The organism is Halobacillus amylolyticus (genome assembly GCF_022921115.1).
In the GTDB taxonomy this organism is placed as follows: domain Bacteria; phylum Bacillota; class Bacilli; order Bacillales; family Halobacillaceae; genus Halobacillus_A; species Halobacillus_A amylolyticus.
In genome coordinates this window covers 2,826,944-2,842,562 of the sequence record NZ_CP095075.1, presented here as the reverse complement: position 1 = coordinate 2,842,562, position 15,619 = coordinate 2,826,944, and the positions used below count along the sequence as shown (strand labels likewise).

At 42.9% G+C, this 15,619-nt stretch carries 16 protein-coding genes and 1 pseudogene; 9 read left to right on the top strand and 8 right to left on the bottom strand.

All coding sequences use genetic code 11. The features are described 5' to 3' along the window. Nucleotides 1-13: 13 nt before the first annotated feature. Nucleotides 14-1,303, bottom strand: a complete 1,290-nt coding sequence (locus MUO15_RS14700) for an ABC transporter substrate-binding protein (protein ID WP_245036044.1) — start codon at nucleotides 1,301-1,303, stop codon at nucleotides 14-16. Between the two features lie 406 nt (nucleotides 1,304-1,709). Here MUO15_RS14700 and MUO15_RS14695 point away from each other — a divergent pair, with 406 nt between their 5' ends. Then, the gene (locus MUO15_RS14695) at nucleotides 1,710-2,135 is read left to right on the top strand and encodes an SRPBCC family protein (protein WP_245030270.1); all 426 of its coding nucleotides are present in this window, start codon (nucleotides 1,710-1,712) and stop codon (nucleotides 2,133-2,135) included. A gap of 90 nt (nucleotides 2,136-2,225) precedes the next feature. Here MUO15_RS14695 and MUO15_RS14690 read toward each other — a convergent pair whose 3' ends face one another. The 7 genes from MUO15_RS14690 to MUO15_RS14660 form a co-directional block, all read right to left on the bottom strand. After that, nucleotides 2,226-2,369, bottom strand: a complete 144-nt coding sequence (locus MUO15_RS14690) for an ATP-binding cassette domain-containing protein (RefSeq protein WP_245036043.1) — start codon at nucleotides 2,367-2,369, stop codon at nucleotides 2,226-2,228. 217 nt (nucleotides 2,370-2,586) lie between these two features. Beyond that, entirely contained in the window at nucleotides 2,587-3,216 is a 630-nt protein-coding gene (locus MUO15_RS14685; RefSeq protein WP_245030268.1) for a class D sortase, read from the bottom strand. 25 nt (nucleotides 3,217-3,241) lie between these two features. Next, nucleotides 3,242-4,765, bottom strand: coding sequence for an alkaline phosphatase (locus tag MUO15_RS14680; protein ID WP_396266254.1), 1,524 nt, complete (start codon nucleotides 4,763-4,765; stop codon nucleotides 3,242-3,244). Between the two features lie 241 nt (nucleotides 4,766-5,006). After that, nucleotides 5,007-6,302 (bottom strand): globin-coupled sensor protein, encoded by a 1,296-nt coding sequence (locus MUO15_RS14675; protein WP_245030266.1) that lies wholly within the window; start codon nucleotides 6,300-6,302, stop codon nucleotides 5,007-5,009. 505 nt (nucleotides 6,303-6,807) lie between these two features. Next, nucleotides 6,808-7,272 carry a hypothetical protein gene (locus tag MUO15_RS14670; RefSeq protein WP_245030264.1) on the bottom strand — a complete coding sequence of 155 codons (465 nt, stop codon included), beginning with the start codon at nucleotides 7,270-7,272 and terminating at the stop codon, nucleotides 6,808-6,810. A 406-nt stretch (nucleotides 7,273-7,678) separates the two neighbouring features. Next, nucleotides 7,679-8,809, bottom strand: coding sequence for a TDT family transporter (locus tag MUO15_RS14665; protein ID WP_245030262.1), 1,131 nt, complete (start codon nucleotides 8,807-8,809; stop codon nucleotides 7,679-7,681). Continuing rightward, nucleotides 8,806-9,234, bottom strand: coding sequence for a hypothetical protein (locus tag MUO15_RS14660; RefSeq protein ID WP_245030260.1), 429 nt, complete (start codon nucleotides 9,232-9,234; stop codon nucleotides 8,806-8,808). The genes MUO15_RS14665 and MUO15_RS14660 overlap by 4 nt, the downstream gene beginning before the upstream one ends. 223 nt (nucleotides 9,235-9,457) lie before the next feature. On the opposite strand from MUO15_RS14660, the gene MUO15_RS14655 reads away from it, so the two are divergent. The 8 genes and pseudogenes from MUO15_RS14655 to MUO15_RS14620 all read left to right on the top strand — a co-directional run bounded on the left by MUO15_RS14655 (nucleotide 9,458) and on the right by MUO15_RS14620 (nucleotide 15,612). Further along, the gene (locus MUO15_RS14655; protein WP_245036041.1) at nucleotides 9,458-10,498 is read left to right on the top strand and encodes a hypothetical protein; all 1,041 of its coding nucleotides are present in this window, start codon (nucleotides 9,458-9,460) and stop codon (nucleotides 10,496-10,498) included. Then, nucleotides 10,485-12,652, top strand: a pseudogene (locus tag MUO15_RS14650) (molybdopterin oxidoreductase family protein). Before MUO15_RS14655 ends, MUO15_RS14650 begins: the two are co-directional and overlap by 14 nt. Next, on the top strand, nucleotides 12,653-13,213 hold the full coding sequence (locus tag MUO15_RS14645) for a 4Fe-4S dicluster domain-containing protein (RefSeq protein WP_245030258.1): 561 nt from the start codon (nucleotides 12,653-12,655) through the stop codon (nucleotides 13,211-13,213). A gap of 369 nt (nucleotides 13,214-13,582) precedes the next feature. Continuing rightward, entirely contained in the window at nucleotides 13,583-14,107 is a 525-nt protein-coding gene (locus tag MUO15_RS14640; RefSeq protein WP_245030256.1) for a Rieske 2Fe-2S domain-containing protein, read from the top strand. Further along, complete coding sequence (locus tag MUO15_RS14635; protein WP_245030254.1) at nucleotides 14,097-14,306, top strand: hypothetical protein; 210 nt, start codon at nucleotides 14,097-14,099, stop codon at nucleotides 14,304-14,306. Before MUO15_RS14640 ends, MUO15_RS14635 begins: the two co-directional genes overlap by 11 nt. Continuing rightward, the gene (locus MUO15_RS14630) at nucleotides 14,296-14,610 is read left to right on the top strand and encodes a hypothetical protein (protein ID WP_245030252.1); all 315 of its coding nucleotides are present in this window, start codon (nucleotides 14,296-14,298) and stop codon (nucleotides 14,608-14,610) included. The genes MUO15_RS14635 and MUO15_RS14630 overlap by 11 nt, the downstream gene beginning before the upstream one ends. Continuing rightward, nucleotides 14,597-14,866 (top strand): hypothetical protein, encoded by a 270-nt coding sequence (locus MUO15_RS14625; RefSeq protein ID WP_245030250.1) that lies wholly within the window; start codon nucleotides 14,597-14,599, stop codon nucleotides 14,864-14,866. The genes MUO15_RS14630 and MUO15_RS14625 overlap by 14 nt, the downstream gene beginning before the upstream one ends. 92 nt (nucleotides 14,867-14,958) lie before the next feature. Continuing rightward, the gene (locus MUO15_RS14620; RefSeq protein WP_305853249.1) at nucleotides 14,959-15,612 is read left to right on the top strand and encodes a response regulator transcription factor; all 654 of its coding nucleotides are present in this window, start codon (nucleotides 14,959-14,961) and stop codon (nucleotides 15,610-15,612) included. The last annotated feature ends 7 nt before the right edge of the window (nucleotides 15,613-15,619 follow it).

The window sequence follows — 15,619 nt, the reverse complement described above, 5'->3', positions numbered from 1 at the left end:
ACATCCCACTTACTTACTTGCTGTTACGATATTCAGCTGCAGCTTCCTCTGCCTGCTGTGTAAATTCTTCTGCTGTAATATTACCTAGCATTAATGAAACCAATGCGTTGCTGATCGGCGTTTCCAGTTCCGCACTCATCGGATGTGGTTTTTGATAGATTTGAACTTGTTCTGGATCGTTAATCATTGCATTCGCTTCGATTAGATAATCAGGAACATTTTCGTTTTGCGACAAGTCAACACCATTAATGTTCATGATCGCTCCTGTATGCTCAGAAAATAGAGTGGCATACTCTTTTGTAAATACAAAGTCTACGAAGGCTTTTGCCGCTTCAGGATTATCCGCCTCCTCAGCAATGGCAAGCGGTCTTAGATCCGGAACAACCGCGAAAGGTTCGCCGGCATCCTGCATTGGGGACGGAATAAATCCGTACGTAAAGTCTTCCGGTTTATCTTTTTCCATTTCATTTGGCAGCCAGAATCCTACAGGAATGAAAGCATTTTTATGAAGAAGGAAGTTCATTTGCGATTGGGTATGGTTCAAAGCTCCAAATCCTTTATCGATATAGCCTTCTTTTTGCATTTGCTCAACCTTTTTCATGACTTCAAGAACCGGCTCACTCGTCCAAGCACCTTCTTTACCTGTAATCACGTCTTCAAGCAATTGATCCCCGCCTGCAGCTCCAAAGGCTGGATAAAGCATTCCGCGCAAGAAGTAATAAGGATGCTGCCCGGTTGTAACGAACGGAGCAATATCTTCACCCTCTTGGATATCACCCATCGTGCTCATAAAGCTTTCAAAATCTGTTGGAACTTCGTAGCCCTCAGCTTCAAACCAGGTTTCATCGTACCACGTTCCCCATGTGTCAAATACTAGGGGTAAAGAATAGATTTCACCATCATATTTAGCCGGGTCTACAATAAAACTTTCTGTAATAGGGGTGCCGTCAACTTCTACATCTTTCACCCAGTCTGTCAGGTTCATTAGCTGTCCATCTTCAACCATCTGTGTTTCACTTGAACCTGCTCCGTCAATGTACACCACATCAGGTGGATCACCAGAAACCCAGCGTGATCTCATCTCTTCGTTAATGTTCGGACCGGCATGCTCCGTTATCGTCACGTCAGGATATTTCTCTTTAAAATCTGCGATGACTTCTTTCCACCATGAGTCACCATACCCACCTACAAAATACTGAATTTCGAGTTCGCCATTCACTTTTCCATCATTAGCTATCTCGCTGTTATCCCCATCAGAAGATGCCTCTTCCTCAGAAGAGCAACCAACTCCCAAAATCAGCATCAAAATCGCTACCCAACCGAACAAAACAGGACCTTTGAATACCTTCTTCAAGTTGCTTCCCCCTTTGATTTTTATTGAATATATGAAACGCATTAACCCTTTGTTTAGGGACAATGTTGTTTCCTCGAAATCAGTTGATCTGCTTCTCGCACTATTTTCAGAGATTAATCCCTATTATACTTTTATGAAACAGGCCAGCATTCTATCACACTAGCACAAATTTAATTAAGCGCTTTCATTTCGTGAAGTTGATTTAATCATAGTCCTACTGAACTATTTTGTCAATTAAATGACCGAAAATTAGAAATTTTATTTCAACAACTTTATATATCCTATTTTTGTCGTTAGATTTTATGATCGAATTAGGGGTAAAATGGAACTATACTTTTGAAAGGAGTGGGACAGCATGGGAAAAAGTACAAAGGCTATTGTGAACCATGAATTCGCTCAATTACCGGAACAGGTTTTCAATGCCTGGCTTGATTCTGAACTCGTGAAGCAATGGATGTTCCCTAATGGAGATGTTGTACGTATAGACATAGATGCACGTGTCGGAGGGAGCTTTTCTTTTGTAGATCTTCGTGAAGGAGAAGAAATAGATCATCGTGGAAGTTATCTTGAAATTTATCATCCCCGTCGCCTTGCTTTCACATGGGGGATCCCTGAGGAATCATCTGATGAAGACCGCGTCGAGGTAGATATCGCGAAAACAGACACGGGAAGCAAACTTACATTGACAGTCGAGATGGATCCGAACTGGGCTGAGTACGTTCCACACACGGAAAAAGCATGGTCGATGATGCTTGATACTATGGAGGAAATAATTAAGTAGAGGAAAAAGCTTCTGTTCAGCTCCCTTCATGAAGCAGCCCGCTGAATCAGAAGCTTTTGCTTTATATATATTTCTATCCATGGAAGTAAATCACTGTGCCTTAATTAACATCGATTTACCCGCCCCGTTATGACCAACTAAGGTGGTGATCTTACCCTTATGTAATTGGAAAGAAATATTCTTCAGTATTTGTTGACTCCTTATTTTAACCTCACAGTCACTAACATACAGCACTGATTCATCATTCACACACAATCCCCCCTTGGCCTGGTTTCACTACATACGAGCTGGCGGAGGACTGATTTCATTTTCTAGTATTGGACGCGGGGTTTTAGGTATAATCACCGACACCGTGTCAATCCATTACACCCGTTAATGGAAACTCCTTCAAGCAGATCAAAGTACAAATAAAACCAGCCGCTCCTATCAAACGAGGCCGGCTGGCTTTGTATCAGTTTCCATTCATTTTTTCTTGTCCGATTAATTCAGCTTGGACAATATAGCGGTCGGGAGCTGAACCAATATAATCAAAAGGGTAGCAGGTTGTCAGCGTGAGCGTCGGTTTTTCTTTCTCAACGATGACGGATCGATCTTCGGCATCCGTCACCCACGTTTCCCTCACCTGATACTCGTATTTCACCTCATCCACTTTCACGTATAAACGGTCGCCTTCAGCTAATTGGTCCAAGTTGCGAAAGGTCGTATCTCGGTGGCCAGCAAGCGCTGTATGCCGCTTTGCCGAAGGGACAGTGGTAAAAGCGGTGTCGTACATCCCCACCCCTTTTTGCAAGGCAGCTTGATTGGTACCCCAATACACGGGATACACTGTTCCAAGCTTAGGAATGACAAATTCACCAACTTCTTCCCCTTTGTCATATTTAGTCGTAACCCCGGATTGACTGGCTGCAACATCTTCCACCTGCAATGTTTGTTGTTCAGCCGTTTGGTCCCATTCTTCGTCAACGGATTGAGCGAGTGATGTATCATGAGTCACAACCGTGGTCTGCTTCCACCATCCATACCCACTCCACACCACCAGCCCGAGTCCAAGAACACTGATTACAATTCCGATCTTCTTCATCATAAGATCACCTTTTATGGGAGAATTAGTGCACCGACCTTCTTCGGAAAAGAATGATGCCGCCTACCCCAAGGAGCAATGCGCCTATCAGAATTCCAGTTGGATAGTTTGTCGCCGTTTCAGCTAATTCTCCACCCTCATCACTGGAAGAGGAAACCCCTAGAATTTTAAAAATATTCTCAGCTTGCTCCGTATTATCGATAAACCCTGCAAACATCTCTGCTCCAGGTCCGTAAGCATAGACAGGTACGTCTACACCCGTGTGTCCACTTGTCGTCCAGCCTGTCCCAGATCGTACGTTGAAAATGTTCTCGATGGCATTATCGACTTCAAGTAAGCGATCTTCTTCAGACGCTGTTTCCAATGCCTCTTTTACTGATTGAATTTCGTCTGGTTTTAATTCAAAATCAATGTTTTCGTTTAGTGTGGCTTCAACCTCTGCACCTTCTTCTACAATTTGTGCAGCCATATAATCTGGTGTGTGCTGTGCAGCTTTGATAACATCACTATTCCACTTGTATGGACCGCCCTCTCCAATCGAAAAACCACCAGTAGAGTGGTCTGCCGTAGCAACAACAAGGGTATGCTCGTCCTTCTTAGCAAACTCAATCGCTTCCTGATAAGCTTTTTCAAAATCCTCCATCTCACTCATCGCTGCCACAACATCATTATCGTGGCCTGCCCAGTCAATTTGGCTTCCTTCAACCATCAGGAAAAAGCCATCTTTATCTTGACTCAACGTATCCAATGCTTCAGAAGTCATTTGTTCCAAGGAAGGCTGCTTTTCAGGGCGGTCAATTGCTTTATCTAAACCTACAGGTGCAAATAACCCTAAAAGTTCTTCACTATCATTATTCATTAATTCTTCTGTGGATGTCACATAGTTATAGCCAGCTTCTTCAAATTCTTTCGTTAAGTCCCGATCATCACGAACAAAATAGTCCGTTCCACCGCCAAGCAAAACATCTACTTTATGTTCACCATTAATTAAATCATCATAATAATCATCTGCTATTTCATTGTAACTTTGACGGGAGTTTTCATGTGCACCAAAAGCGGCAGGCGTCGCATGCGTAATCTGTGAAGTGGAAACTAGTCCCGTTGCTTTCCCTTTTTTCTTAGCTACCTCTAGAACTGTTTGTGTGTCCTCTTGTTGTAAATCGACAGCAATAGCTCCATTATATGTCTTTATCCCAGACGACATCGACGTAGCCGTAGCAGCGGAGTCAGGGATGTTTTCCTTCTCATCATCAGGACCACCATCATGATAAGGGTCAGCGGAATATGTAGATTGCATACCGACTAAATGTGGATCAAAGGCCGTATCCTCCATTTTCTGTGTACTAGGATCATCTTTTAAGTAACGGTAAGCCGTAGTATAAGAAGCTCCCATTCCATCCCCAATTAGAAAAATGATGTTCTTAATTTCGGGCTTCTTCTCTTCTTCCGCCTTAACGGGTGAAGCAGTCAGTCCCGTCGTTGTCCCAAAAATCATCGATGATAATACAGCCACCGATAACACTTTTTTCAGCGCACCTTTTTTCATCATTTCTTCCCTCCCAGTAGTAGTATCTTACAACATCTAACGTACCATTACTTTGTAAACCGAGAAATAATATTTAGTGAAAAAAATGTAAATCAATATATTGTTGCGGTATAATTGAATGAATATTCCGTTATTTAGTAGACTAGTCTAGGTCAAAAGGTACATATCTTTGCTCATATGGTAGACGACTGAAGACTTCTTAGTCACAAAAAAGTGACCCTGCTTGAGGTCACTTTTTGAAAAACTACTCCGTCAATTCTGTTAACTGTTGTGAGGAAGCAGCCACCTGTGAAACGGCATCATTAATTTCCTGGATCACTTGGGAGAAGCTCTCGAGCTCTTGCTCAATTCCCGAGTTGTATTGCTTATTTTGTGCCATTGCCCCTACGATCTCTGTGAAAAAGTGATTGATTTGATCCATATTGTCTGTTCCTTCAGTAATTAATTGGTCAATATCAAGCACATTGTGAGAAACATTGTGGATCTGACCATTGGTTGATTGAATAAGTGCAGACACTTCGGATACAGATGTCTTCGTTTGCTCAGACAATTTGCGAACTTCGTTGGCAACAACCGTGAAGCCAGCCCCATGTTCACCTGCACGAGCCGCTTCAATTGATGCATTAAGTGAAAGCAAGTTCGTTTGCTCAGCAATCGAAGAAACGATGGTGACAATTTTGCTGATTTCTTCAGCCACCCCTTTTAATGTTTCCATTTCAGTCGAAATTTGTTTAATGCTCTCTTTAATGTGATTCATCTGTTCCTGCTGTAATTCAAGCTGTTTCTTTCCTTCCGAAGATTGATGCTCGACATTTTGGGCAACTTCTGTCCCTTTCCGGGAATCATCTAGAATTTTCTCGGATTGGCCGGTTAATTGTTCTGTAGAAGCACTCGCCTGCTGGGATATGGCCGCTAACTCCTCAGACATTTGTTCAATCCTACGGTACGCCTGAACTTTCTTTTCAACCTCAAGCTCTCTTAAACGCTGATTCTCCTGCTCAAATGATTCCAGCACAATTTGCTGCTCCAAGTTCAATATCTTCGTTGTCGCACGAACAGCTTTACTATATTGCTCTCGATCGAGTTCCGCCTGCTCAAATATTCCCATTAAGGAAAGCAATAGATCCTGGAACGCACACATATACCATTTCGGCTCCAGACCAATGTGAACATGAACCGCGGCAATCCGCTTTCTTTTTTCCACAAAATTAGTATCAATAACACCATTAAACATTTCCTGAATATGTACGGTCAGCGTTTTCTTAAGACGATCTACTGAACTATTATCGTTGATCATATTCATCAACGATTCCTGATGCTCGAGGTTCTTGTAAAACTGACTAACCATCTGTTCAATATTTTCTGAAACGAACGGCTGCAGTGACTTCAGTACACTCAGATCATCATTAGTTAAATGAATCATTTTCAACTGCTTCTCAAGATCTGACCCTCTTTCAATTTGAATCGACCCTTTAAACTCTTCATCAAATGTAAACGATGGCTGCTTCGTCTTTGTCTTGGTAGCAAAAAGTTGGAACATGGACAATCCCCCAAAAATCTAAGTTTTCTATGCTACCTTTTATATCGACCAAAGTCCCCATATGTTAAACACTGAAAAAGACCTCATTATGCATTAAAAAAGCACAGGGAAACAGGATAAGCTTCGGGAACAAACCTTTCGCGCTCGGGAACAAAAAGGATGGCCTCAAATCGGCCCTCCTTTTTAGCACTTGACGGGACAGACGTCTCTCCTTTAGGGTTTGGGTTTTAAGCAGACTAATATTTTCTGAATATCGAAAAAGTGAAATAATAACATTATCAGTCTAAACAACTTAGGAGGATTGAAAGATGCCTAGGATAGCGCTTACATCCATAATAGCTGCCGGGGTTGCTTTGAGCTCTGCCCGCCCTGGAAAATGCAACTGTCGCACCCGGACCTGTTCATTATGAATTTGGTGAACGCCCTCTATAAAATAGCCAAACCAACCTTCCTTTTTGGAGGGTTGGTTTTTTCAAGTTGCATGGTGTTATGTATGGAAGGATAATTACTTAGCATCTCCCCATTTTTTAATTATGATCATTTTGATAAGTAATCCAACCCCTAATCCTGGGATTACAGAAAGCATAGGTAACCAGATCGGTCCCCACAACACCCCTAATACTTTTGTTTCTGAGAACATAATTCCAACTGTAACAAAATAAGCGGAAAATACAAAAGGCAGAAAAGAATAAGGACTTCTCCCTCCTCCCGCATCTTTATACGCATCCCACATCGCAAAGAAGTACAAACAAGGATAAAACATTAGCCAGCCATAGTTCACCTGCTCTATTGCTGCAGCCATATCACCACGGAAGCTCAACATTATCACTGCATTAAAATTAGCCTGAACATTTATCAAAAATTCAAGTGCAATCAATAGTATTCCTTTAAGATATCTTCCATTTAATAACTGGCCAAACCCAGGCAGAGCAATACTCCAGAATAGTTTCTCAATAGAATTCTTCCCCATTCATAAGCACCCTCCCTTTTTTCCACATAGTAATGAAAGAAAAATCATTAAAGACGGAGAGCTCTCCCCGCCCCTACTACATCTTCTCATTCTTTGCTAATTGGTCATGGTCGATCATCCTTGGTGGTTCTTCATCCACTCATGTTCAATATATTTACCTATTTCACCCATAAGCCTGATGTACACGGTAGCTATGTCATGCCTAAATATTGTTGATATGCTTGTACCATAACAAGCTAGACCTATATTCCATGATTCCCCCTCCATTCCAATATCACTGTAAAAGGGTATTATGTAGTCTGTTGCATTCTGGACAGATTATTCTATCGTGACAAGATTCTACTTAACAAAAAAGGTTCCCAAACTGGGAACCTTCTAAAAACTATTCGATTAGCGGGAGAAAAGCTTATATGGCCTTCTCCTTCATTTTCCCACCAAAAAGACTCCACTTTGAATCAGCCCAAAGGACAATTTCTGCAATAAGAACAATAAGTACAATCCACGCCCAAATCGCCAGAAATTTCTCATGAAAATTATATAACACGTTCATATAATGAGGATTATTATGCATGGTCATCGAAAATGCGTAAAACATGCCAAACGTAAAGTTCCGCGACCACTGACTAATATTGTACGTAAATAAACCTTTTCTCCAACCTAATCGATGGACTCTTTTCACGGCCCGTGTGACTTCTATTGTTTCAATCACCAACAGTAAACCAAATACAATCAACCAAAAGATCATTAAAAATAGGGGAGTACCTATATTCGCTGTAACGAGGGCTAACCCTGAAATCGATAATGCTCCATGAATGATACAGTTGGTATTCGTCCAATGATCAGCCAATGTCCATTCAGTCTCTTTGCCATATCGGACAGCAATTAAAATGAATCCACAAAGGTAAAAGATGAATCCAAGCCCCATCACCACATTAATTAAAACATCCGGGAAGAAAGGAAATAAATTCACCCAGACAATCACTATCGACTGCGTAGCCACCGTCGATAACAAGACAACACCGTGAGTGGCATGACTCGTTGGACGAGCAACTAACTGTTTGAAGTTATACCCACAACTCACTAAGAAAAGCAGCCAAAGAACCGTATTCACACCAGCAATGATCTGCACGACCAACGTTATGGACGGATAGTATTTTACTAATACATTGCATATAACTGACATTCCAGCAATCCAAGTCCCCATGGTAAAAGAGTTCACAGGATTTTTCAAAAAGGGGATTAGAAAATTCCGATCAAAAAACTGCCTTGTGAGCCCTTGATAAATGTTTAAGCCAATCAAAGCCAGCCCTACCGCGAGAACCCCTCCCAGCACATGATGCAAGAAGGGGAAGGCGTCAATCGGGGCAAATAAAAATATCCCAATCGCCATAATGATCGCTCCCGACGCCGGATTCATTGTTTTTAGACTTCCTCTGCTACCCATGATCACTACACCCGCTTCTCTCTTTAATCCACTTTTTATTATACGACTCTTTTCACAAGGAGAAAAGATCTCAGGTGAATCGCGCTTCTTCATTTATCGGCGCTCACTCTTCGTTTATCGGCGCTCACTCTTCGTTTATCGGCGCTCACTCTTCGTTTATCGGCGCTCACTCTTCGTTTATCGGCGCTCACTCTTCGTTTATCGGCGCTCACTCTTCGTTTATCGGCGCTCACTCTTCGTTTATCGGCGCTCACTCTTCGTTTATCGGCGCTCACTCTTCGTTTATCGGCGCTCACTCTTCGTTTATCGGCGCTCACTCTTCGTTTATCGGCGCTCACTCTTCGTTTATCGGCGCTCACTCTTCGTTTATCGGCGCTCACTCTTCGTTTATCGGCGCTCACTCTTCGTTTATCGGCGCTCACTCTTCGTTTATCGGCGCTCACTCTTCGTTTATCGGCGCTCACTCTTCGTTTATCGGCGCTCACTCTTCGAAAAGGCCAACTCGGCCTTTTCATCATCGTTCTATAAACTTCTCCTCCTCTTATTTGCCACTACTATATTCTATCTTCCCCCAAAAGACAATCAGGGTTCTCCCTCCTCATAATGGGGAGCTTCCCTGATTACGAAAAAGAGATCACTTTCCTATACTTACATTAGAGCAGCAAACAACAAAAATTGTTAGTAAGGAAGGTTATTATGGAAAATTCTTACGTTCATACACCTAGCAAACAATCCCGCTCCATTAACCGTGCATTTGCGTCCAGATTTGCTAAATCCATGTTTATCACCGTGAGTTTTCTAATTATCCTAGTCTACATTGGAACAAGGATGTTTACCCACATCGATCTAAATCTTTATGGATATATGGTCGGAACATTCGTTTTTATCGGTGGGGTCTTTTATCGATTTATTGCTTGGGGAGAGCGTCCTCCTACGAAAATTTTTATTAAAAAAGGAATCAAACTACTCTTTCGCAAATCGACACCGAAGACTTCTGTGAACCATCTCGGTACATACCAATTCATTTGGGATCGCGGAATTTACCGGTGGACCCAGCATTTCCTAATTGGCTGGGGGGTCATTCTTTCCTGCCTTGTTACCTTCCCCCTTGTGTTTGGTTGGATGTATTTCACGATGGAGGAAAATGGATACTACACGGTAGTTGCTTTCGGCCTGGATATTATGCGTGTTCAAGTAGATGGCATCCTTGCATTTTTCTTTTATAATGCTCTAAATTTCACAGCCATCATGGTCATTATTGGGGTATGTATGGCGCTGTATCGCCGATTGAAACATATGCAGGCAAGAGCTGAACAGAAATTTATCTATGACTTTTTGCCGCTATATCTACTCCTGTTTATTAGTATCACAGGCCTGGCCTTAACGTTTATGAATGTATTCCTTCATGGTCAAGGACATTATGTGATGTCGATCATTCATCAGTATTCAGTCATTGTTACCTTAATTTATTTGCCATTTGGAAAACTCGCTCACATTCCCTTTCGACCACTCAGTGTCTTCGCAAGGAATTACCGAGAGTATTACAGTAAGCAATCAATGAAAAAGTGTAAAAATTGTTCTACGGAATTCGTTTCCACCGAGCAGTCACAAGATGTGATCCATGTCTTGCATACAAACGCGATTGATTTTGACATGAAGGAAGGCTACAACCTGGCTGAATTATGTCCTCCTTGTCGTAGAAAATTTCGCATTGCCCGTTTTTCAGGGATAGCGACCCATGAAGTTAACAAAAAGGAGGCTAATCAAAATGCAAAGGGATAAATTTTTCCGTGATATCGAAACTGTACGACATCCTAATGAAAAGTTAGTGAAAACACACTGCAGTTACTGTGGGATGCAATGTGGAATGAATTTACGAGTGAATACCTCAACGAACAAGATTATTGGCGTAGAGCCTAGATATGATTGGCCTGTAACGGTTGGGAAAATGTGTCCTAAAGGAGTAACAGCCTATCAACAGACAAATCATGATGATCGAATCTTGCGTCCGCTAATTCGTGATGATGCATCACTTAAAGGGACAAAAGAGGGATTCCGTGAAGCAAGCTGGGAGGAAGCCTATGACTTGATTGCCCGCAAATTTACAGCTCTCCAAACGACCTACGGCAAAGACAGCCTCTCCGTTTTTAGCGGGGTTTCGATGACAAATGAAAAATGTTACTTAACAGGCAAATTCGCTCGTGTCGCTCTAGGCACAAGATATATCGATTATAACGGCCGCTTCTGTATGTCGAGTGCAGCAGGAGGATTCCTAAGGTCCTTCGGCGTAGACCGCGGTTCGACCTTACCCTGGACTGACATTCATGAGACAGATTGCATGTTTATCGCCGGAAGTAACACAGCGGAATGTCACCCGACTTCAATGTTTCGCGTCTGGGCTGTCCAAGACAGAGGCGGTTATATCATCGTTGTTGATCCACGTGAAACACCGGTCGCCCGGAGAGCCGATTTACACTTGGATTTAAAACCTGGCACAGACCTAGCTTTAGCCAATGGGATCGTAAATCTATTAATAGAAGGCGGTTACGTTGATGAAACGTTCATCGATAACCATACAAACGGATTTGAGGAAACAAAGTCTCTCCTTAAACAATACACACTAGCCTATACGAGTAAAATCACTGGTGTTTCCAAAGAAAAAATTAAGCGCGCCGCTGAAATCTACGGGAAAGCCCGAATGCCATCGTAATGTTTGCCCGTGGAATCGAGCAACAGCATAAAGGCGTTGATAATGTCTCTGCCTACACAAATATGGCCCTTGTCACTGGTAAAATCGGCCGCCCCAAGTCCGGTGTTGCTACGTTTACCGGGCAGGGCAATGGGCAAGGTGGACGTGAACATGGACAGAAATCCGACCTGCTTCCAGGTTATCGAAAATTAACCAACCCGAAGCACGTGCAAGAAGTTTGCAACGTATGGGGGATCACTCCAGAAGATATGCCAAAGCCAGGGGTGTCTGCTTACGAAATGTTCGAGCTTATGAATGAAAAAACGATTCGCGGCCTTTATCTGCTTTGCTCCAATCCAGCTGTTTCTGCGCCAAATCTTAATTTTGTTAGAAAAGCATTGAAAGAGCTCGATTTCATGGTATGTGCTGACTTTTACTTATCAGAATCTGCAGAGTATGCTGATGTGATCTTACCTTCTGTGACCTGGTCAGAGGATGAGGGCACCGTCACGAACCTCGAGGGCCGAATCATTAAAATAAATAAAGCACAAGAACCGATCGGTGAATCAAAACCAGACTGGCAAATGCAAGTGGAGCTCGCTGAACGTCTCAGCAAAGGCAAATTTTTTTCACATTTACAAACAGCTAAAGACGTTGCTGAAGAATTTCGGTTAGCCTCTAAGGGGGGATACGCTGATTATTACGGGGCAACGTGGGATAAGATTGACAAACAAGACGGTGTGTTTTGGCCATGTAAAGATGAAGCAGATCAAGGGACACCACACATGTTCCTCGACAAGAAGTTCTACCATTCGGACGGCAAGGCGAAAGTTTGCGCCCTTCCTTATCGTCCACCAGCTGAAGAACCGTGCGAGGATTATCCATTGCGGCTAACGACAGGCCGGGTAGTTTATCATTACTTATCAGGTAATCAGACGCGGCGGATTAAGTTTCTGCGCGATATGTGTCCAGACCCTTATGTAGAAATACATCCGCGAACAGCAGAGAACTATCAGATTGAACATGAGGAGAACATTCTTCTTTTCACAAGGCGCGGGGAAGCAGTTTTTCAAGTAAAAATTACCGAAGCGATACGAGAGGATACCGTATTCGTTCCTTATCATTTCGGGCATGAAGAATCAATTAATCTGTTAACAATCCAAGCACTTGACCTCATTTCTAAAATGCCAGAGTTCAAAGCCTGTGCCGCTCAAGTTGAGAAAATAGAAAGTGAGAAGGTGCGTTAAATGAAGAAAAGACTATATATAGAGCTAGAAAATTGCATCGGATGCCGTTCCTGCCTTGCCGCCTGTACACAGTGCGGTGGGCATGAACAGCGCAATCGAAATTATGTGTATGATGTAAATCCACTAGTAGATCGCCAAACGATGCCACTGATGTGTTTACACTGTGAGAATCCAGCTTGTGCGCGCAGTTGTCCGGCTCAAGCCATTCAAATTCACGAAACAGGAGCTGTCTTATCTGCCCTCGTTGAGAAATGTATCGGCTGTCAAAATTGCACGATTGCCTGTCCCTATGGCATCCCTAAATTTGATACCGAACAAAATCTCATGTACAAATGCGATCTCTGCATTGACCGCACAAAAGATGGAATTCCTCCTATGTGCGCAAGTGTTTGTCCATCCAACACCTTGCAGTGGTTGACAGAGGAAGAGATTGAGAGAAAAGAGAAACAGTTTGCTCTTGATAATGAGAAATGGGTGACAAGTTTGCCGTTCCTGGAAGGCAGAACGGAAGTAAAAGTCAACTTGCCTGGCATTTTACAAGGTACGGAGAAATTGTTTTAAGTAAGCATTCAAAAAGTTTCCAAATTAGTAGAAAGAAGGTCGAGACGGCCTAGCTTTGAGCACCAAGGAAATCTTCCCCGAATTGGCATCGCAAGAAGGAAAAGTGCCCTTCTTTTCCAAGGAACGGACTTGCACAGGACGTGCTGACTTCTAAGTTGTGCACAGGACCGTGCATGGTTTTAGTAGAAGTTCCACTGCTGTCTCATGATACGTGAGTAGCGAGGCCACTTCAGAAGATATCCTTCTCTGCTGCCTTGGTCGAATAGGCTCGTAGACGCAGGGGCACACGCTCTTCAAAAGGCCAACGAAGAGATTCGCCGCTTATCATTTGGTGACTTTTTGAACAACCTTCTTAAGGGGGATTTTTTGATGAAAGACCACAATGACCAAAGACCATTTAGTGAAGACAATTATACACATAATATCAATCGGAATCAGGAGCGGATGCTTGATCGCAGAGGCTTTATGAAAACACTCGTCGGTGCAGCTGGCGTGTTCGCTGTCGCCTCCCTGCCATGGGGAGCCGTTGCAGCCAAGGAGTTAATGGGGCTAAGTGATAAAGAATACCCCCACCAGAAGATTGTTAACGTGAAGGATATCCTTGTGGGAGATTCGGTGAAATTTGCTTACCCAAGTGAACATGATAGTGCACTGTTAATAAGATTAAGTGAAACAAACTATGTAGCCTATCAAAACGCCTGTACTCATTTACGATGCCCTGTTTTCTGGGAGAAGGAAGAAAAGGAAATGATCTGTCCATGCCATCACGGTAAATTTGATGCGGCTACAGGTGCACCCACAGCCGGACCGCCAAAACGTCCGCTACCTGAAGTTAAGCTATCTGTCAGGGGCGGCTCGGTTTACGCTGTCGGGGTGAAACGCTATGAGGCATAGACATCTCAGCATGATCATCCTTTGCGCGATCTTATTTTTGAACATCACGTTCATGCAACTCACTGTCCATCAATATTTCTATGAGAACTATGTAGCAGCACTCGTTTATACTGCAATAAATCTCATCCTGTTCCCAATCGCATTGATTATTTATAAACGGGATAAAAATAAAGGAGGCAGCCATCCCTATGAAAAATGAGACCTATCTTGATTTTTGCTTTATACGAAAAGAGACAGCTGGTGAGTTTTCCAAAGAAATCCGCGGTATGTTTGCCACATTATTCAAGGGCCAACGTCTCCATTGGTACTTAGAGGCACGAGTTGACAGAGGATTAGAAATTGTTATTGCTGAAGTAAAAGGAATGAGTCAATGGACCTCTGAACGTGAAGCTGCAGAATACCTAGATGAACATGCATGCCAATCATTTTGGGAAATGCTGCAAGGCTACCGATTTCAAATCTATCCTGCCACGGAAGGATGTGCCACCTGTGGGCAGCGTTGACAGAGAAGACCTTGGACCCTATTTATCTACTTTTGTTCAAGTCGGAATCTTCGGAAACGAACGTGAAGACCAGCCTCCATGGCTCGAAAAGAAACTGGTAAAAACAGAACTTTGTCCTGACCACACCCATTTACGAATCTTCTTTGACCCCCAGACCTTTGTTGCGATTCCATTAACGAGTGCCGTTACCCAAAGCCAAGATGAGTGGTGTGCTTATGATCATACTAGCGGACTAAGCTATGTCATTAAACGTTAAACAGTATGGGCCTTAGAATGATAGACATTTACAAGAAAATCATTGAAAATAGGTAGTAAAGAATTTTATGAAGGGGATTGGAGAGGTGTTCATTGATAAAAGTTCTGCTAGTGGATGATCACGCCGTTGTCAGGATGGGGTTAAAAATGCTATTAAACTCTCAAGACAATATGGAAGTTGTCGGAGAAGCTTCTGAAGGTAATGAGGGCATCGAAAAGGCTCAAGCAACGAGTCCAGACGTTATCTTAATGGATTTGAGCATGCCTTATGGCAAGGATGGGCTGTCTGCCACATCTGAATTGAAAAAGCTTTTGCCCGACACAGCGATTCTAGTTCTTACGATGCATGATGATGAAGAATATTTATTCCGTGCGATCCAAACGGGCGCTTCCGGATGCGTATTAAAAAGCGCTCCCCATAACGAGCTGATCAATGCCATTGAATCCGTCAACACTGGTAATGCCTACTTGCACCCCTCGGCAACAAAAAAACTGATGGAAGAATACTTAGGAAATTTAAAACACAACGGCTCAGACTTGTTTGAACTCCTGTCTGAAAGAGAAAAAGAAATTTTAACCCTTGTTGCTAAAGGATACGCCAATAAAGAAATCGCTGGGAAACTCATTATTAGCGTGAAAACTGTTGAAACCCACAAGAGCAACCTAATGGAGAAACTGCAAATGAAAACTCGACCTGAACTCGTCTCCTATGCCCTCAAGAAAGGCTTGCTCGGCTATAGCATTTAACATCGAT